This window comes from Pseudomonas caspiana, assembly GCF_002158995.1.
Classification (GTDB): domain Bacteria; phylum Pseudomonadota; class Gammaproteobacteria; order Pseudomonadales; family Pseudomonadaceae; genus Aquipseudomonas; species Aquipseudomonas caspiana.
In genome coordinates, this window is sequence record NZ_LOHF01000007.1 from 26158 (window position 1) to 44490 (window position 18333).

14 protein-coding genes are annotated in these 18333 nt (G+C 56.9%); 9 read left to right on the plus strand and 5 right to left on the minus strand.

What is annotated here, in order from left to right; genetic code table 11:
• The first annotated feature begins 86 nt into the window (after window positions 1–86).
• The 3 genes from panB (at window position 87) to pgi (ending at window position 3929) form a co-directional block, all read left to right on the plus strand.
• Window positions 87–887 (plus strand): 3-methyl-2-oxobutanoate hydroxymethyltransferase, encoded by an 801-nt coding sequence (panB, locus tag AUC60_RS10415; protein WP_087266455.1) that lies wholly within the window; start codon window positions 87–89, stop codon window positions 885–887.
• On the plus strand, window positions 884–1738 hold the full coding sequence (panC, locus tag AUC60_RS10420) for a pantoate--beta-alanine ligase (RefSeq protein ID WP_087266456.1): 855 nt from the start codon (window positions 884–886) through the stop codon (window positions 1736–1738). Before panB ends, panC begins: the two co-directional genes overlap by 4 nt.
• A gap of 526 nt (window positions 1739–2264) precedes the next feature.
• The gene (gene pgi / locus AUC60_RS10425; RefSeq protein WP_087266458.1) at window positions 2265–3929 is read left to right on the plus strand and encodes a glucose-6-phosphate isomerase; all 1665 of its coding nucleotides are present in this window, start codon (window positions 2265–2267) and stop codon (window positions 3927–3929) included.
• Window positions 3930–4129: 200 nt separating this feature from the next.
• Here pgi and AUC60_RS10430 read toward each other — a convergent pair whose 3' ends face one another.
• Entirely contained in the window at window positions 4130–4342 is a 213-nt protein-coding gene (locus AUC60_RS10430) for a DUF6124 family protein (protein WP_087266460.1), read from the minus strand.
• Window positions 4343–4851: 509 nt separating this feature from the next.
• Between AUC60_RS10430 and acs the strand changes: the two genes are divergently transcribed.
• The 6 genes from acs to AUC60_RS10465 all read left to right on the plus strand — a co-directional run bounded on the left by acs (window position 4852) and on the right by AUC60_RS10465 (window position 13816).
• Window positions 4852–6789 carry an acetate--CoA ligase gene (gene acs, locus AUC60_RS10435; RefSeq protein WP_087266462.1) on the plus strand — a complete coding sequence of 646 codons (1938 nt, stop codon included), beginning with the start codon at window positions 4852–4854 and terminating at the stop codon, window positions 6787–6789.
• Between the two features lie 219 nt (window positions 6790–7008).
• Window positions 7009–7875, plus strand: a complete 867-nt coding sequence (locus AUC60_RS10445) for an oxygenase MpaB family protein (protein ID WP_087266466.1) — start codon at window positions 7009–7011, stop codon at window positions 7873–7875.
• Between the two features lie 135 nt (window positions 7876–8010).
• Window positions 8011–9189: an acetyl-CoA C-acetyltransferase gene (locus tag AUC60_RS10450; RefSeq protein ID WP_087266468.1), complete on the plus strand. Its 1179-nt coding sequence runs from the start codon at window positions 8011–8013 to the stop codon at window positions 9187–9189.
• A 201-nt stretch (window positions 9190–9390) separates the two neighbouring features.
• Window positions 9391–10407 (plus strand): class I SAM-dependent rRNA methyltransferase, encoded by a 1017-nt coding sequence (locus AUC60_RS10455; RefSeq protein WP_087266470.1) that lies wholly within the window; start codon window positions 9391–9393, stop codon window positions 10405–10407.
• A gap of 122 nt (window positions 10408–10529) precedes the next feature.
• Window positions 10530–13508 (plus strand): DUF748 domain-containing protein, encoded by a 2979-nt coding sequence (locus AUC60_RS10460; protein ID WP_087266472.1) that lies wholly within the window; start codon window positions 10530–10532, stop codon window positions 13506–13508.
• A 2-nt stretch (window positions 13509–13510) separates the two neighbouring features.
• Window positions 13511–13816 (plus strand): DUF2845 domain-containing protein, encoded by a 306-nt coding sequence (locus tag AUC60_RS10465; protein ID WP_087266474.1) that lies wholly within the window; start codon window positions 13511–13513, stop codon window positions 13814–13816.
• A gap of 267 nt (window positions 13817–14083) precedes the next feature.
• Here AUC60_RS10465 and AUC60_RS10470 read toward each other — a convergent pair whose 3' ends face one another.
• The 4 genes from AUC60_RS10470 to truB all read right to left on the minus strand — a co-directional run bounded on the left by AUC60_RS10470 (window position 14084) and on the right by truB (window position 18332).
• Window positions 14084–14434: a BON domain-containing protein gene (locus AUC60_RS10470; RefSeq protein ID WP_087266477.1), complete on the minus strand. Its 351-nt coding sequence runs from the start codon at window positions 14432–14434 to the stop codon at window positions 14084–14086.
• A gap of 289 nt (window positions 14435–14723) precedes the next feature.
• Window positions 14724–16829: a polyribonucleotide nucleotidyltransferase gene (pnp, locus tag AUC60_RS10475; protein ID WP_087266479.1), complete on the minus strand. Its 2106-nt coding sequence runs from the start codon at window positions 16827–16829 to the stop codon at window positions 14724–14726.
• 173 nt (window positions 16830–17002) lie between these two features.
• Window positions 17003–17272 carry a 30S ribosomal protein S15 gene (gene rpsO / locus AUC60_RS10480; RefSeq protein ID WP_002555121.1) on the minus strand — a complete coding sequence of 90 codons (270 nt, stop codon included), beginning with the start codon at window positions 17270–17272 and terminating at the stop codon, window positions 17003–17005.
• Between the two features lie 142 nt (window positions 17273–17414).
• Window positions 17415–18332, minus strand: a complete 918-nt coding sequence (truB, locus tag AUC60_RS10485) for a tRNA pseudouridine(55) synthase TruB (RefSeq protein WP_087266481.1) — start codon at window positions 18330–18332, stop codon at window positions 17415–17417.
• Between the last annotated feature and the right edge of the window lies 1 nt (window position 18333).

Sequence of the window (18333 nt, forward strand, 5' to 3'; positions counted from 1 at the left end):
GCACACGACGGTGTACCTGCTTATCCAGGATGAATCTCACGCGCTGCTCGCCGTAGTGTTCACCGCGCCTGACAGAGGACTTTTCCATGCCAGATATCACCGTAACGTCGTTGCAGGCACTTAAGCAAAAAGGTGAAAAGATCACCATGCTGACCTGCTATGACGCGACCTTTGCCCATGCCGCCAACGAGGCCGGCGTCGAAATCCTGCTGGTCGGCGACTCGTTGGGGATGGTCCTGCAAGGACATGACAGCACACTGCCCGTGACCACCGCCGACATGGCGTATCACGTTGCCAGCGTCAAACGCGGCAATCAGGGCGCGCTGATCATGGCTGACTTGCCCTTCATGTCCTACGCGACCCTTGAGCAGACCTACGCCAACAGCGCTGCGCTAATGCAGGCCGGTGCGCACATGGTCAAGATTGAAGGTGCAGCGTGGCTGGCTGAGTCGATTCGGCTGCTGGCCGATCGCGGCATTCCTGTCTGCGCGCACATGGGTCTGACCCCGCAATCGGTCAATGTACTGGGCGGTTACAAGGTTCAGGGCCGTCTGGAAATCCAGGCGCGGCAAATGCGTGCTGACGCGATCACCCTGGAACAGTCAGGTGCGGCGATGATTCTACTGGAGTGCGTGCCGAGCGAGCTGGCTCAGGAAATCAGCCATGCGGTGAAAATACCGGTCATCGGCATTGGCGCGGGCAGCGCTACTGACGGCCAGGTGCTGGTCATGCATGACATGCTTGGCCTTTCAATTACCGGGCGCGTGCCCAAGTTCGTGAAGAACTTCATGGTCGGCCAGCCTGACATCCAGGCAGCGTTGCGCGCCTATGTCAGCGCAGTCAAAGACGTTAGCTTCCCCGGCACTGAACACGGATTCTCGGCATGAACACAGTAAAAACCGTACGCGAATTGCGCGCTGCTATCGCTCGTGCGCGCAGTGAAGGCAAACGGATCGGCCTGGTGCCTACCATGGGCAATCTGCACAGCGGCCATGCGGCCCTGGTGACCAAAGCAGCACAACGCGCTGACTTCGTCGTGGCGACCATTTTCGTCAACCCGATGCAGTTCGGCCCCAACGAAGACCTCGCGACCTACCCTCGCACACTGGCAGCCGATCAGGAAAAACTGATCGAAGCGGGCTGTCATTTGCTGTTCACGCCTAACGTAGAAGAAATGTACCCGCATGGCATGACGGATCAGACCGTGGTCAGCGTGCCGGTTATTTCCGAAGGTCTGTGCGGTGCCAGTCGCCCCGGCCATTTCGACGGTGTGTCGACGGTTGTCAGCAAGCTGTTCAACATGGTCCAGCCTGATCTGGCCGTGTTCGGCGAAAAAGACTTTCAGCAACTGGCCGTCATCCGCGCGCTGGTTCGCGACCTGAACATGCCGATCCAGATCATTGGTGAACCTACCGTTCGCGCCGACGACGGCCTGGCGCTGTCATCGCGCAACGGTTATCTCAATGAAGAACAGCGCGCGACCGCGCCTGTGCTTTACAAGGTCATCCAGCAGATCGGCGCAGCGGTTGATGGCGGCGACAAAGACTTCGCTACCTTGCTGGATGCGGGCAAGCGCCAGCTCGAAGCTGCAGGATTTCGGCCCGACTATCTGGAAATCCGCGAAGCCACCAGCCTGCGTCCTGCGACTGAGCAAGATGGCGATCTGGTGATTCTGGCGGCGGCGTTTATGGGCAAGACCCGGCTGATCGACAACCTGCATTTGAACCGGGAGCATTGAGGCCTTAACTGACACCATCCTCGTAGGAGCGGCCCCGGTGTCCATGGCACCGCGCTGTCTCGGGGTATACACATGACCTGTAGGAGCGCACGAGCACCGCGAGGCCGCGATGGCGGTGTATCAGGCAGATCGCTGTCGCTGCCTCGCGGCGCTCGTGAGCTCCTACAGTAAAAAGCATTCCAAATCAGGCAGTTATATTTTTTTGACAGGAGTGGTTTTAGCCGCGAGGACATTGCTCCCACGAAGTATGTGCAGCGAAGTATCGGCCCTCTCCCGGCTGAAGGTGGTCCTACAGCAATGAACTTAGCCACACCCGCAATGCCCTATTCGTACCGGTTGCCTGACGCACCAAATATGGTTGCTGTTCATCCAACAGACAGCAACGTGTGAAATAGTACCGGGCACCAAGCAGTTCAGGCGCAGACACAGCCGCACATTATGTTTAGTCTTGGTGCCACGATTAAAAAGTCTGCTTATCTTCGCTTTCAGTGTTTAGCCAGTTCCAAGTACAAGGAAACCCGCAGCGATGGCGTACTACCGCACCCCTTCTGACGTGACCGCCCTGCCCGCATGGCAGGCGCTGAACCAACACCGCCAAGCCATGCAGGATTTCAGCATGCGCGAAGCGTTCAATGCTGACCCGCAGCGTTTCAGCCAATTCACCCTGAGCAGTTGCGGACTGTTTCTCGATTACTCGAAAAACCTGATCAACACCGAAACACGCGACTTGCTGGTCAAGCTGGCCAATGAAGTGGGCCTCAAAGACGCCATCAAGGCGCAGTACGACGGCGAACTGGTCAACTCCTCCGAAGGCCGTCCGGCACTGCACACCGCATTGCGTCGTCCGGTGGGCGACAAGCTGCAGGTCAACGGCGTCAACGTGATGCCTGAAGTGCACAAAGTACTCAACCAGATGACTGATCTGGTCGGGCGCATTCACGATGGCCTGTGGCGCGGTTACACCGAAAAGCCGATCACCGACGTGGTGAACATTGGCATTGGTGGTTCGTTCCTCGGTCCTGAGCTGGTGTCTGAAGCGCTGCTGTCCTACGCGCAAAAAGGCGTGCGCTGCCATTATCTGGCGAACATCGATGGCAGTGAATTCCACGAGCTGACCATGAAGCTGCGCGCCGAGACGACGCTGTTCATCGTATCGTCGAAAACCTTTACCACGCTGGAAACCCTCAAAAACGCGAGCGCAGCGCGTGCCTGGTATCTGGCACAAGGCGGTTCCGAGGCAGAGCTGTATCGTCACTTCATCGCCGTGTCGAGCAACAACGCTGCAGCGGTGGCGTTCGGGATCCGCGAAGAGAACATCTTCCCGATGTGGGACTGGGTTGGCGGTCGTTACTCGCTGTGGTCGGCCATTGGCCTACCGATTGCGCTGGCCATCGGCATGTCCAATTTCAAGGAACTGTTGTCCGGTGCGTATTCCATGGACCAACATTTCCTGACTGCACCTTTCGAGCAGAACATGCCGGTGCTGTTGGGCTTGCTGGGCGTCTGGTACGGTAATTTCTGGGGCGCGCAGAGCCACGCGATCCTGCCTTACGACCACTACCTGCGTAACATCACCAAGCACTTGCAACAGCTGGACATGGAATCCAACGGTAAAAGCGTCCGTCAGGATGGCACGCCTGCGCTGACTGACACTGGCCCGGTGATCTGGGGCGGCGTAGGTTGCAACGGTCAGCATGCTTATCACCAGCTGCTGCACCAAGGTACCCAACTGATCCCGGCTGATTTCATCGTGCCGATTGTCAGCTTCAACCCGGTTTCCGATCACCATCAGTGGCTGTACGCCAACTGCCTGTCCCAGAGCCAGGCCCTGATGATCGGCAAGACCCGCGCCGAAGCCGAAGCCGAACTGCGTGACAAAGGCCTGAGCGAAGACGATGTGCAGAAGCTTGCACCGCACAAGGTCATTCCAGGTAACCGTCCGAGCAACACCCTGGTGGTCGAGCGCATCAGCCCTCGCCGCCTGGGTGCGCTGGTGGCTATGTATGAACACAAGGTGTTCGTGCAGAGTGTGGTCTGGGGCATCAACGCCTTTGACCAATGGGGCGTGGAGCTGGGCAAGGAAATGGGTAAAGCTGTTTACCAGCGTCTGACCGGCGGCACCGACGAACCTGCCGACGATGCATCGACCCAAGGCCTGATCAACTACTTCCGCGGCCGTCACCGCGGCTGATTGGCCTCAAGCAACACCCAGACCCGCTGCTCTCGCAAGAGACGGCGGGTTTTGTTTTTTACACCTGCAAGCAGATGTACGACGTGGGACCGGCTTTAGCCGGGAAAGCGGTCTTTCTAACAATACAAATGTGTCAACTGTACTGGCCTCTTCCCGGCTAAAGCCGGTCCCACGTCGTAAGTTTGCTTCCTGCGCCGGGTTCAGAGCGCCTCAACCCGCGCCAACGAGCGATCTAGTTCAGTTCTGGCCATGCCAATCAAATGCACTACCGAAAACGCCAGGTCGCGCTTCGGGCCGTTGAGGCTGTCACCGGACTCGTACGCCGTTGCGGCGGCGCAACGCAGGAGTTCGCTGACGTGCAGCAGGGATTCTTCGAGGGAAATGTCTGGTGGATCCGGCGTTACTTTTTTCATATAGGTTGCCTCACGTTAAGGCCACCGGATATTCGCTGCTAAACAAACAAGGGTGGCGACTTTGTCGCGGGTTAGCAGACCGGCGCAACCTACAAAACCGGCGCACTCGAAAGTGCCCCACGCAAAGCCGCCATAAGCGGTAAAGCGCGTCGTAGAAATTGCGAAACAGGCTGCTAAACCCGATCACTGATGAGCAGTGACCGGCGCAGCCTAGAGAGCAAAATCCACCCACGCAAGGGGTCAGGATTTTCTAGGAAACTTCACTCAGAGGAAAGGGAGAAGTCTGTCGGAATCGGCCTATATTTCGCCCATTTCGTTAGCGTTCGTAACAATAACGCAACGTCTGTAGCAACTGCCGAAGGCTGCGAAGGCGGCCTGCCTGACACACAGCCAATCGCAGCCTTCGGCAGCTCCTACAGAGCGGGCACGTGTCATCCCTACCCAATTGAACCCACCCCGCCCCAACAAGCTCCTATTCTTTGATGACTCCACAAGAATAAGGAACCGTCATGTTCGACATCAGCAAGTTCCCCAAGGCAGAAGCCGTGCGCCAGGCTGCACAACTCAGCCATTCTGATTATCAGCGCTTGTACCGCCAATCCATTGAGCAGCCCGATCAATTCTGGACCGAGCAGGCCAAACAGTTTCTCGACTGGTTTGCGCCCTGGAGCGCCGTGCAGGAAACCGACATCAAAACGGGCTCAGCCCAATGGTTCAAAGACGCCAGACTCAACGTCAGCTACAACTGCATCGACCGCCATCTGAAGAATCGCGGCGACCAGACTGCGATTATCTGGGAAGGCGACAATCCCGCCGACTCCGCTGAAATCACCTACAAACAGCTCCACCACCACGTCGCCCGACTGGCCAACGTGCTGAAAAGCCGTGGCGTTAAAAAAGGCGATCGGGTTTGCATCTACATGCCAATGATCCCCGAAGCCGCCTACGCAATGCTGGCCTGTACGCGCATTGGCGCAGTGCATTCTGTGGTGTTCGGGGGTTTCTCGCCTGAAGCCCTGCGCGACCGAATTCTCGACGCCGACTGCCGCACTGTGATCACCGCCGACGAAGGCGTACGCGGTGGCAAGCAAGTCCCGCTGAAACAAAACGTCGACAAGGCGCTGCAAAGCTGCCCGAACGTCAGCACCGTCCTGGTGGTGCAGCGAACCAAGGGCAAAGTCGACTGGGTGGCCGACCGGGACATCTGGTATCACGAAAGCCTGGCCAGCGTCAGCGACGACTGCCCACCCGAAGAGATGGACGCCGAAGATCCGCTCTTCATTCTCTATACCTCCGGCAGCACTGGTAAACCCAAGGGCGTGCTGCACACCACCGGCGGCTACCTGCTACAAGCCGCCATGACCTTCAAGTACGCTTTTGACTACCGTGATGGCGAGGTGTTCTGGTGTACCGCCGACGTCGGCTGGGTCACTGGCCACAGCTACATCGCGTACGGACCGCTGGCCAACGGCGCGACCACGTTGATGTTCGAGGGCGTGCCCAACTATCCCGACGCTTCGCGGTTCTGGCAGGTCATCGACAAACATCAGGTCAATATCTTCTACACAGCGCCAACCGCCTTGCGGGCCTTGATGCGTGAAGGTCCGAAACCGCTGCAATCCACTTCCCGTGAAAGCCTGCGACTGCTCGGCAGCGTCGGCGAGCCGATTAACCCGGAAGCGTGGGAATGGTATTTCCGTGAGGTAGGCAAAGAGCGCTGCCCCATTATCGATACATGGTGGCAGACCGAAACCGGCGGCATCATGATGACCCCGCTGATCAGCAACAGCCCAATCAAGCCGGGTTGCGCGACCCAACCGATGTTTGGCGTGCAGCCCGTTCTGCTGGACGAAAAAGGCAAAGTGATCGAGGGCCCGACCAGCGGGCTGCTGGTGATCAAAGCCAGTTGGCCGGGGCAGATCCGCAGTGTTTATGGTGATAATCAGCGCATGATCGACACCTACTTCAAGCCCTTCCCCGGCTACTACTTCACAGGTGACGGCGCGCGACGCGATGAAGATGGCGATTACTGGATCACCGGCCGTGTTGACGATGTGATCAACGTGTCTGGCCACCGCATCGGCACGGCAGAAGTCGAGAGCGCGCTGGTGCTGCACGACAGCATCGCCGAAGCCGCTGTGGTCGGTTATCCGCACAACGTTAAAGGCATGGGCATTTATGCCTTTGTCACGCCGATGGACGGGGTCGATGCCAACGATGAGTTGAAGAAACAATTGCTGGCCCATGTCAGCACAGAAATCGGCAGCTTTGCCAAACCGGACCTGATTCAGTGGGCTCCGGCCCTGCCGAAAACCCGCTCGGGCAAGATCATGCGGCGCATTTTGCGCAAGATCGCCTGCAATGAACTCGACTCCCTGGGAGACACCTCGACCCTGGCTGATCCCAGCGTGGTAGAGGGGCTGATCGACAAACGCTTGAATCGTTGAGCGAAGCGGGGCATGGTCGCTGCCAAGGAGTGCGGCAACGACCATGCTCTCGAATTGAAATTAAATACCCTGTGGCAGCCGAGCTTGCTCGCGATGAAGGTTTACACAACCTGCCTGAACAGCCGCAGCGCCGGAATCGCGGGCAAGCCTCGCTCTCACGGGTATGAGCTTGTCCTGCTATCGCCTTTACCACTCCTGAAAGCGTGTTAACGAGCCCCCATGGAATTCATCCGCAGTCGTATCGAAACCCAGGTGATGAGCCTTACGGGCTTGTCACTTGGCCAACTCGATCTGGAAAATCCCAAGGGCGATCCGGGTCTGTTCGGGCCAGAAGCCATTTGCTGGCAAGTACATGGCGACTTCCCCTCCATGTTGATCGGCGGCATCAGCGCGCTGATGCTGCAAGCCCTGCATCCCTTGGCGTTGGCTGGTGTGTGGGATCACTCCAACTTTCGCCAGGACATGCTCGGTCGGCTGCGGCGCACCGGGCAGTTCATTTCGGGCACCACGTTCGGCTCTACCCACGACGCCAACTGGCTGATCGATAAAGTCCGGACCATCCACTTACACGTTACCGGTACAGCGCCGGATGGCCGACCTTACGCTGCAAGTGATCCGGATCTGCTGACGTGGGTGCACGTGGCCGAAGTCAGCAACTTCCTCGCGGCGCATCTTCGTTACCTGAATCCGGAATTGTCATTGGCAGATCAGGATAAGTACTACGACGAAACTGCCGTGATCGCAGAACGTTTAGGCGCCCGGAACGTGCCCCGCTCGGTACGGGCCATTACTGAATATCTCGAACAGATACGGCCTCAGTTGCTGTGCGACATGCGCAGCCGGGAAGTGCTGCAAATTCTGCTGAATGCGCCCGCGCCGAGCTTATTGGCCAAGCCCATGGGCGCGCTGATGATGCAGGCGGGCATTGATCTGTTACCGCACTGGGCGAGCGACATGCTGGGGGTGCAGCAAACCGCACTCAAGCGCCGCATGATCCGCGCAGGGGTAAAACGCAGCGCGCCGGTGTTGCGCTGGGCGGTTCGCAATGCCTCCATTCATCGGGCACGACGGCGAATGGGGCTGTAATCACAGAACCAGAACCGGGCAGTTCTCGGTTGGAAGCTGGCCCGCCTTCTGTGCCAACATGCCTTCCTGATCACAACGAATCAGGCCACCTGCTCTGGCCTGACGTAAAACCCAATAAGAATGAGGATCCGCGCCATGCAAGACGTCGTTATCGTTGCCGCCACTCGTACCGCTGTCGGGAGTTTCCAGGGTTCACTGGCGAATGTATCCGCAGTCGATCTGGGCGCAGCGGTTATCCGCCAGCTTCTGACGCAGACCGGGCTGGATGGCGCACAGGTCGATGAAGTCATCATGGGCCAGGTGCTCACTGCGGGCGCGGGGCAGAACCCGGCGCGCCAGGCGGCGATCAAAGCGGGCCTGCCATTTGCCGTCCCGGCAATGACCCTTAATAAAGTCTGCGGCTCGGGCCTCAAGGCACTGCATCTGGCGACCCAGGCGATCCGCTGCGGCGATGCCGAAGTGATCATTGCCGGCGGTCAGGAAAACATGAGCTTGTCCAACTACGTCATGCCCGGTGCTCGAACCGGTCTGCGCATGGGCCACAGCACGCTGGTGGACACCATGATCAGCGATGGTTTGTGGGATGCATTCAATGACTATCACATGGGCATCACTGCTGAGAACCTGGCCGACAAGTACGAAATCAGCCGCGAAGCCCAAGATGCTTTCGCCGCGTCTTCTCAGCAGAAAGCTATGGCCGCAATTGAAGGTGGGCGCTTCGTCGACGAGATCACACCGATTCTGATTCCCCAGCGCAAAGGCGACCCGGTTGCCTTTGCAACAGACGAGCAACCACGCGCAGGCACCACCGCCGAAACCCTGGGCAAGCTCAAACCTGCCTTCAAGAAAGACGGCTCGGTAACGGCTGGTAATGCGTCTTCGCTCAACGATGGCGCAGCTGCGGTGATCCTGATGAGTGCGTCCAGGGCTGCAGCGTTGGGCCTGCCAGTACTGGCGCGAATCGCCGCCTACGCCAATGCGGGTGTAGACCCGGCGATCATGGGCATTGGCCCGGTCAGCGCGACTCGTCGCTGTCTCGACAAAGCCGGCTGGTCGATTGAGCAACTGGAGCTGATCGAAGCCAACGAAGCCTTCGCCGCGCAAGCGCTGTCAGTCGGCAAGGAACTGGGTTGGGACATGGCCAACGTCAACGTCAACGGCGGCGCTATCGCGTTGGGTCATCCGATTGGTGCATCAGGCTGCCGTGTACTGGTCACTCTGCTCCACGAGATGATCAAACGCGACGCCAAAAAAGGCCTCGCGACGCTATGTATCGGTGGCGGACAGGGCGTAGCGCTGGCGTTGGCGCGATAATCGAAAGCTGAATTGAAATACAAATTGTGGGAGCAGAGCTTGGTCTGGGCGGCATTCCGACGATAAACGATAAGTCGGTCTGCCTTCGAATTGCGACATATGCATCGCGGGCAAGCCCTGCTCACAAGGATTGTATTCACAACCTGAAATCAGGCCTTACCTGATAAACTGCCGCGCCTACATCCAGCCAAGGCGCTTTGCATGTCCTCCTTGATTCAGGCGCTCAGCGTCGCCCTCGATAACCGTCAACCTTTGCTTGCCGAGCTGCATCAGCAAGGCACGGATTGTTATCGGCTGTTCCACGGCAGCCAGGAAGGCGCCAGCGGCCTGACCATCGACCGTTACGGCCCACAATTGCTGGTGCAAAGCTTTCATACTCGCCTTGAGCGCGACACTTTGCTTGAGCTGCACACTGCCGTGAATACCCGACTGGGTCTGGATTTTTTGCTGGTTTACAACGATCGCTCCCAGGGCAACTCACGGATTGACCGCGAAGACACGGTCTACAAAGCCGAACCCGCAGCGCTTGAAGACCTGATCGGCCACGAATGGGGCCTCAATTACCGCGTGCGTGGACGACACGCCGGGCAGGATCCGCTGCTGTTTCTGGACCTTCGCAATACACGGGGTTGGGTCAAACAACACAGCCAAGGCAAAAGCGTGCTCAACCTGTTTGCTTACACCTGCGGGGTGGGTCTGAGTGCAGCAGCGGGCGGTGCCAGGGAGGTATGTAACCTGGACTTCGCCGAAGGCAACCTGGCAGTCGGTCGCGAAAACGGCGCACTTAATCCGCAACTACCCGGTATGTCTTTCATTCAGTCCGATTATTTTCCGGCGATACGCCAATTGGCTGGCTTGCCCATCACGCAGCGACGCGGTCAAAAACTGCCCGATTACGTCAAACTCGAACAGCGCCAGTACGACCTCGTCCTGCTCGACCCGCCCGCGTGGGCGAAAAGCGCTTTCGGAACAGTAGACCTGCTGCGCGACTATCAAAGCCTGCTCAAGCCAGCGCTACTGACGACCGCCGAGAATGGCGTACTGATTTGCTGCAACAATCTGGCAAAAGTCAGCATGGAGGATTGGCGCGAGCAGGTATTGCGATGCGCCACCAAGAGTGGCCGCCCGGTCCGCGATTGGCAGATCATGCAGCCAGCGGCTGACTTCCCTTCAATGGACAATCAGCCACCGCTGAAGACCCTGATCTTGCAACTCTGATTACCTTACGGAGTTTAGGGAAATATCCTACGACATGGCGAGGCAGTGCCTTCGGAACCAGATTGGCATGCCATACTCCAAGGAGCTCCCATAAAGTCCGATAAAGAGAGACGACGCCTCACATGTCCAAAGGATTGATACGCACGATTGGCACCTTACTGGTCGTCTTCGGACTTTATAGCGTCCTAGGCTTTCTGATTTTGCCCGGAGTTGGTTTGCGCATTGCCAACCAACAACTGGCCACCTATTCCACAGTCCCGGCACGTCTAGAGCGTATTGAGTTCAATCCTTATAGCCTCGAGCTGACGTTATGGGGTCTGAATATCGGCGCCCCGGGCAAAGAGCAAGTCGGTTTCGAAAAGCTCTACACCAATTTGCAGATCGACAGCCTGTGGACTCGAGCCCTGCACTTGCAGGCCGTTGAGCTGGTCAAGCCCAAGACAGAACTGTTGTTCGGCAAGGACGGCACCCTGAACCTGACTCAACTGTTCAATTTGCCGCCGAGCGAACCAGCAGTCCCTGATGAACCCGCCAGCAAGCCTTTCCCGCTGCGTATCGATGAGATCAAGCTGGCTGAAGGCTACGTGCATTTTCAGGACCTGCGGCCCAGCGAACCGATCGAGTTTCTTTACGACAAGTTGAACCTTGAGCTAAAAAACCTCAGCACACTGCCCGAAGACAACGCGGACATGACCTTGGTTGCTGCGGGCCCCGAAGGTGGGCAGATCGACTGGGTCGGACGCATCAGTCTGGTGCCGATTACCTCTGAAGGCACACTGAAAGTCACCGACGGCAAGATGAAAGTCTGGTGGCCTTATGTGCGTGATGCGGTGCCATTGGTGTTGAAAGACGGCCTGCTCAATTTCAGCACCGCCTATTCGCTCAATCTTTCGAAAGAAACCGAACTCAAACTGACAAACACCGCGCTCAGCATTGCGCCGTTCGCCATCGACGCTCCCGATGGGCGTCCGCTGGCACGCTTGCAGCGTCTCGATGTCACCGACAGCTCAATCGACCTGGCCAAACAACTGGTCACTGTCGGCAAGATTCGCAGCACCAAACTGGAAACCTGGGCAGCGCTGGAGGCTGATGGTCAGCTGGACTGGCAAAAGCTGTTTGCCAGTCAGCCTGCCAAACCTGCGGCTAAACCCGCCGCTACGCCTGCACCGAAACCAGCGGTGGACGACAAGGCCGCACCTGCACCCGCTACAGTGGACGTTCAACCTCCAGCCGCTAAACCTGCTGAAGCCTCCAAGCCATGGCAGGTACTGCTCAAAGACGTGCAACTGCGTGATTATCAGGTTCACCTTGCAGACCGCAGCCAGAAAGAGCCGGTAGCACTGGATCTCGGCCCGTTGAATCTGGACCTGCAGAACTTCGATAGCCTGAACAAATCACCGTTTACCCTGAAGCTCGATACCGGCGTAGGCAAGCAAGGCAAGATTACCGCCGCAGGTGACGTCAATCTGAATCCGGTCAGCGCAAAACTGCAGGTCGCCACCAAAGATATCGACCTGCGTGTTGCTCAGGCCTACATCAGCCCGTTCATTCAACTGGAACTGCGCAGCGGCATGCTGGGCAGCGATCTGGCCGTCGATCTCAAAAGCACTGAGCCACTGGCGTTCAGCATCAACGGCAAAGCGCAGGTCGAGCAGTTGCACACGCTGGATACGCTGAAAAAACGCGACTTCCTCAAGTGGCAAAAGCTGACGCTGGAAGGCCTCAACTATGAGCATGGCAACGCGCTAAATATCGCCAAGGTCAATCTGGAGCAGCCTTACGCCCGCTTCATGATTAACAATGACCGGACGACCAACATCGATGACCTGCTGATCCCGCAACCGGCGGATAAGACACCGGCCGCCAAGACCAGCGCGTCAGCCAGCAAGGAAAAGCCGCTGGGCATTCGGATCGGCGAAGTGAATATTAATGACGGCTCAGCCAACTTCGCGGATTTCAGCCTGACACCGAACTTCGCAACAGCCATTCAGCAACTCAACGGTCGTATCGGCACGCTGGATAATCGCCAGTCCAATCCCGCCACCGTAAATGTCGACGGCAAGGTCGATCGCTATGCACCAGTGACCATCAAAGGCAGCTTGAACCCTTTCGATCCGATGTCGGCGCTGGACATCGCCACCAGCTTCAAACGGGTGGAGCTGACCACGCTCACGCCATATTCGGGCAAGTTTGCCGGATATCGCATACGTAAGGGTCGCCTCAATCTGGACCTGCATTACAAGATCACCAAAGGCCAACTGCAGGCTGAAAACAAGGTTGTGGTTGAGCAGCTGGAACTGGGTGAGAAGGTGGATAGCCCTGACGCAGTAGATCTGCCACTCAAGCTGGCGGTCGCCCTGCTCAAGGACACGAACGGGAAGATATCCATTGAGTTGCCGGTCTCAGGGGATTTGAACAACCCGCAGTTCAGCGTCATGCCGATTGTCTGGCAGACCCTGCGTAATCTGGTGGTCCGTGCCGCCGCTGCGCCATTCAAGTTCATTGGCGGACTGGTCAGCGGTGGAGGCTCTGAGGACCTGAGCAGCGTCAGGTTTGCGCCAGGTGCCACTGACTTGAGCCCGGACACTCAGAAAGCACTGGATAAACTCGCAGCAGCCCTCAAGGAACGCCCTACCCTGCGTCTTGAGATTGAAGGCACCAGCGCAGCGAGCAGCGATGGCCCGTTCCTCGCCCAGCAGCGGCTCGAACGCGAATACCAGTACACCTACTACAAGATCCTCCAGCGACGCGGCGACAAGGTCCCGGCCAGGGCGGCCATGGTTGATGTGCCTGACAGCGAAAAAGCGCCAATGCTGGAAGGTATATATCGTGCTCGCCTGAAAAAACAGCCGGCAGCACAATGGGCGGATCTGGGTAAGGAAGAACGCTCGAACAAGATGCGCGCCGAGATTATTCAGTTCTGGAGCGGCAACGAAGTACTCTTGCGCGAACTGGGGCAGAACCGAGCCAGCAGCATCAAGGATTATCTGGTAGATAAGGGCAAGCTCGAAGACGAGCGCGTCTACTTTGTAGATGCCAGGCTGGGTCAGGCAGAGAAAGACGGCAGCGTGATCAGCCCATTGCATCTGGACAGTGAGTAACTATGCGCACCTATTTGATGTCATGCTTCGCCTTGCTTGCGGTTTGCTCTTCTGCTGAGGCTTCGACCTTGCGCTGCGGCAGTCAGCTCATCAGCGCCGGTGATCGTGCGTTTGAAGTACAGCAAAAGTGCGGCGCACCGGTGAGCCAGGAAGTTATTGGCTCCAAGGAGACCTTCAGCGGCAATTATCGCCAGTCTGAGCAGGTGAGAATAGAAGAGTGGATCTACGGACCAGACCACGGCATGTATCAATACCTGCGCTTTGAGGGCGGTCGACTGGTAAGGATCGACAGCAAGCGGGGGAATTAGGGAATACCGCGTTCAGACGTGGGACCGGCTTTAGCCGGGAAGAGGCCCGCACAGCCGTCGCATTTGTATCACTCTGAATGCTGCCTTCCCGGCTAAAGCCGGTCCCACGTCGAGTAGGGCCACACCAATAGAAAAAGCCCCGACGTTTCCGCCGGGGCTTTTAATGACCACATCCTTGTGGTCCTTCGCATGAACCTTTCCAGAATCAGCGGTTACCCATCCAGGTTACCCGCCAATCCTTTTACTCGTTCAGCGATGAATGTCTGATTACTCAGCTTTCAGAGCTTCAGCGGTAACGCCTTTAACGCCTTTGATTTTCTTGGCGATGGCAACAGCTGTAGTTTTTTGAGTTTCGGTTACTTTAACCTCGGAGGACAGGGAAACCACGCCGTTCTTGGTTTCTACCTTGATGTCCGAACCTGGGATGCCTTTTTCGGTCAGCAGATCAGCTTTAACCTTGGTGGTGATCCAGGTATCAGAAGTGTCTTGTTTCACTTCTTGAGTAGTGGTGTTAGCAGCTACAACCATTGGGGTAGCGGAAGTCTGAGCGAAGGCAGCGTTGGCCATAGTCAGAGTCAGTGCAGTAGCGGTGGCAGCAGCAATAGCGAACTTCTTCATACGAGTAACTCCTGTTTTTCTCAGAAACTGCGCCAGCAAGTGGCAGCAGGGTTACTGGTATATATCGCAAGCGGTGTGCCAGTTTATCGCGAAGAATAATATCTATATAAATCAATAAGTTACTGAATTATCTAATTTCCGGAATCGTGCAGATTGCCCGCTCGCCCATACTTTCGCGTGCAAGATGCATGCTTTACCCACATCGCAACAAAGTTCCGTAACTACTTAATTACACACATAAAAAAAGGATCCCGAAGGATCCTTTTTTCACAGCTTACTGATCGATAGATCAGACGCCCGATGCTTTTGCAGCGGCAACGTCTTTGATCGACAGCTTGATACGGCCACGGTTGTCGACGTCCAGTACCAGCACTTCGACTTCCTCGCCTTCTTTCAGGATGTCAGTCACTTTCTCAACGCGAGCATCGCTCAGCATGGAGATGTGAACCAGGCCGTCCTTGCCAGGCAGGATGTTGACGAATGCGCCGAAGTCGACGATACGCTCAACCTTACCGACGTAGATCTTGCCAATCTCAGCCTCAGCGGTGATACCCAGAACGCGCTGACGTGCTGCCTCAGCTGCTTCCTTGGTTTCGCCGAAGATCTTGATCGAGCCGTCGTCTTCGATGTCGATCGAAGCTTTGGTCTCTTCACAGATCGCACGGATGGTCGCGCCGCCTTTACCGATAACATCACGGATTTTGTCGGTGTCGATTTTCATCGCGATCATGGTCGGAGCGTTTTCCGACAGTTCGGTACGCGACTGACCAATGATCTGGTTCATCTGGCCGAGGATATTCAGGCGCGCTTCAAGGGCTTGGCCCAGAGCGATTTCCATGATTTCTTCGGTGATGCCTTTGATCTTGATGTCCATCTGCAGCGCGGTAACACCTTTGGCGGTACCCGCTACTTTGAAGTCCATGTCACCCAGGTGGTCTTCGTCACCCAGGATGTCGGTCAGGATGGCGAACTTCTCGCCTTCTTTAACCAGACCCATGGCGATACCGGCAACAGGAGCCTTCATCGGTACACCAGCGTCCATCAGTGCCAGGGAAGCACCGCAAACGGAAGCCATGGAGCTGGAACCGTTGGACTCGGTGATTTCCGAAACGATACGGATGGTGTACGGGAACACGTCAGCAGCAGGCAGCATGGCCTGAACCGAACGACGAGCCAGACGGCCGTGACCGATTTCACGACGACCAGCGCCGCCCATACGACCACACTCGCCCACCGAGAACGGAGGGAAGTTGTAGTGCAGCATGAACGGGTCTTTTTTCTCGCCTTCGAGGGTGTCGAGCAACTGTGCATCACGTGCAGTACCCAGAGTGGCAACAACCAGTGCCTGGGTTTCGCCACGGGTGAACAGAGCCGAACCGTGAGTCTTCGGCAGAACGCCGACTTCGATGTTCAGCGGACGCACAGTGCGAGTGTCGCGACCATCGATACGTGGCTTGCCGTTAACGATGTTTTCGCGAACGGTGCGGTATTCGATTTCGCCGAAAGCCGCTTTGACTTCGCTGGCAGACGGGCTGCCTTCTTCAACGGCCAGTTTGGCAACGATCTGATCTTTCAGCTCGCCCAGACGCGCATAGCGGTCAGCTTTGACAGTGATGGTGTAAGCCTGCGAGATCGCGTCGCCGAATTCGGCACGGATAGCGCCCAGCAGCGCAGTGGCTTCTGGCTTGGCTTCCCAGGCCCAGGTAGGCTTGGCAGCTTCGGCGGCGAGTTCTTTGACAGCCTTGATCACCGACTGGAATTCGTCGTGGGCAAACAGTACAGCGCCCAGCATCTGGTCTTCGGTCAGCTCTTTGGCTTCCGATTCAACCATCAGAACGGCTTCTTCGGTACCGGCTACGACCATGTCCAGGCTCGAAGCCTTCAGTTGCTCATAAGTCGGGTTCAGCAGGTAACCGGTGCTTTCGTGGAAAGCAACGCGAGCAGCGCCAATCGGGCCGTCGAAAGGAATGCCGGAAATAGCCAGGGCAGCCGAAGTACCGATCATCGCAGCGATGTCCGGATCGGTTTTCTTGCTGGTGGAAACGACGGTGCAGACAACCTGCACTTCGTTCATGAAGCCTTCTGGGAACAGCGGACGGATCGGACGGTCGATCAGGCGCGAAGTCAGGGTTTCTTTTTCGGAAGGACGGCCTTCACGCTTGAAGAAGCCACCAGGGATTTTACCTGCAGCGTAGGTTTTTTCCTGGTAGTGCACGGAAAGAGGGAAGAAGCCTTTGCTTGGGTCTGCTGTCTTGGCGCCGACCACAGTCACAAGTACGGTGACGTCATCGTCAACGGTGACCAATACAGCACCAGAAGCTTGACGGGCAATACGGCCAGTCTCGAGGGTTACGGTCGATTGACCGAATTGAAATTTCTTGATTACCGGGTTCACGGTTTCCTACCTTCTTTGTGGCTCTTGGGGAACTGGTTTCTTGCGAATTCTTGGGCGGTGCGGGGAATCGGCCCCACGACTGTCCAGATACAACTAGAGGCTGGGAGCCTGCCAGCCTTACCGAAATAACCGGTAAGACGACGGCAGACAACCAACCTCTATCTGAGTCGTTATTAGCGACGCAGACCCAGACGACCGATCAGGGCGCTGTAACGGCTAACGTCCTTACCTTTCAGGTAATCCAGCAGCTTGCGACGCTGGTTTACCATACGGATCAGACCACGACGCGAGTGGTGATCTTTACCGTTGGCCTTGAAGTGGCCTTGCAGTTTGTTGATGTTGGCGGTCAGCAGTGCAACTTGCACTTCTGGCGAACCAGTGTCACCAACAGCTTGCTGGTAGTCGGTTACGATCTGAGCTTTTTCTTCAACGCTGAGTGCCATGTGGGCAATCCTTTTATCAGGAAACCGTTCCGAAGAGCGGTTTCAACAGGCCAAGGGCAAACCCTTGTATTAAAAGATGAGGAATGACCGTGCCTGTTAACAGCCATCCTCTCCCGGATCATTCACATGACCCGAGGTTCGGTCATTCTGACCGAATCAAACGACGTGGCGCGATCCGCCCGTCTTCGCTCACTTCACCGATACCGATGAAGCGACCATTGTGATCCTGCACCCGAACCATGCCGAACTGCGGCGCATCCGGTGCCCTTACTGGCTGACCATGCAACCAGTAAAACGAACTGTGTTCCGAAAACTGCAATAACGGCCAGTCCTGCAAACCGCTGTCCGATGGCATCAGGAAGCGATCAACCGCTTCATTACCGCCGTCGGCGTGCACCTGCTCCAACTCTTCCAAGGTGACCGTCTGGGTCAAGCTGAAAGGTCCGGCCTGTGTACGACGCAGTTGCGCGACATAAGCACCGCATCCCAGTTTCTCACCAATGTCTTCAACCAAGGTACGTATATATGTACCTTTGCTGCAATCGACCGAGAAGCGCGCAGTGTCTGCATCACTTTCGAGCAATTCCAGGCGCGCAATAGTAACAGAACGCGGTTCACGCTCCACTACTTCCCCGGCACGGGCGAGCTTGTAGAGCGGCTGCCCGTCACGCTTGAGCGCGGAGTACATCGGAGGTATCTGACTGATTTCACCGCGAAATTCAGGCAAAACCGCCTCGATATCGGCACGACCAACGGTCACAGGACGCGTCTGTAAAACCTCACCTTCGGCATCGCCGGTAGTCGTGGTTTTACCCAGCTGCGCCAAAGTTTCGTAGGACTTGTCTGAATCGAGCAGGTATTGCGAGAACTTGGTGGCCTCACCAAAGCACAACGGCAGTACGCCGCTGGCCAACGGATCGAGGCTGCCAGTGTGACCAGCTTTCTCGGCATTGAGCAACCAACGCACCTTCTGCAAGGCGGCGTTGGAAGTGAAGCCCAAAGGTTTGTCGAGCAGGATGATCCCACTGACGTTACGACGAATGCGCTTGACCTGAGCCACG

Excerpts from the sequence above, each read along its gene's own strand:
- panC (WP_087266456.1), top strand. The coding sequence starts at position 884 with ATGAACACAGTAAAAACCGTACGCGAATTGCGCGCTGCTATCGCTCGT.
- rpsO (WP_002555121.1), bottom strand. The coding sequence starts at position 17,272 with ATGGCACTCAGCGTTGAAGAAAAAGCTCAGATCGTAACCGACTACCAG.
- AUC60_RS10470 (WP_087266477.1), bottom strand. The coding sequence starts at position 14,434 with ATGAAGAAGTTCGCTATTGCTGCTGCCACCGCTACTGCACTGACTCTG.
- AUC60_RS10430 (WP_087266460.1), bottom strand. The coding sequence starts at position 4,342 with ATGAAAAAAGTAACGCCGGATCCACCAGACATTTCCCTCGAAGAATCC.
- AUC60_RS10445 (WP_087266466.1), top strand. The coding sequence starts at position 7,009 with ATGGAATTCATCCGCAGTCGTATCGAAACCCAGGTGATGAGCCTTACG.
- AUC60_RS10450 (WP_087266468.1), top strand. The coding sequence starts at position 8,011 with ATGCAAGACGTCGTTATCGTTGCCGCCACTCGTACCGCTGTCGGGAGT.
- AUC60_RS10455 (WP_087266470.1), top strand. The coding sequence starts at position 9,391 with ATGTCCTCCTTGATTCAGGCGCTCAGCGTCGCCCTCGATAACCGTCAA.
- acs (WP_087266462.1), top strand. The coding sequence starts at position 4,852 with ATGTTCGACATCAGCAAGTTCCCCAAGGCAGAAGCCGTGCGCCAGGCT.
- AUC60_RS10460 (WP_087266472.1), top strand. The coding sequence starts at position 10,530 with ATGTCCAAAGGATTGATACGCACGATTGGCACCTTACTGGTCGTCTTC.
- AUC60_RS10465 (WP_087266474.1), top strand. The coding sequence starts at position 13,511 with ATGCGCACCTATTTGATGTCATGCTTCGCCTTGCTTGCGGTTTGCTCT.
- panB (WP_087266455.1), top strand. The coding sequence starts at position 87 with ATGCCAGATATCACCGTAACGTCGTTGCAGGCACTTAAGCAAAAAGGT.
- pgi (WP_087266458.1), top strand. The coding sequence starts at position 2,265 with ATGGCGTACTACCGCACCCCTTCTGACGTGACCGCCCTGCCCGCATGG.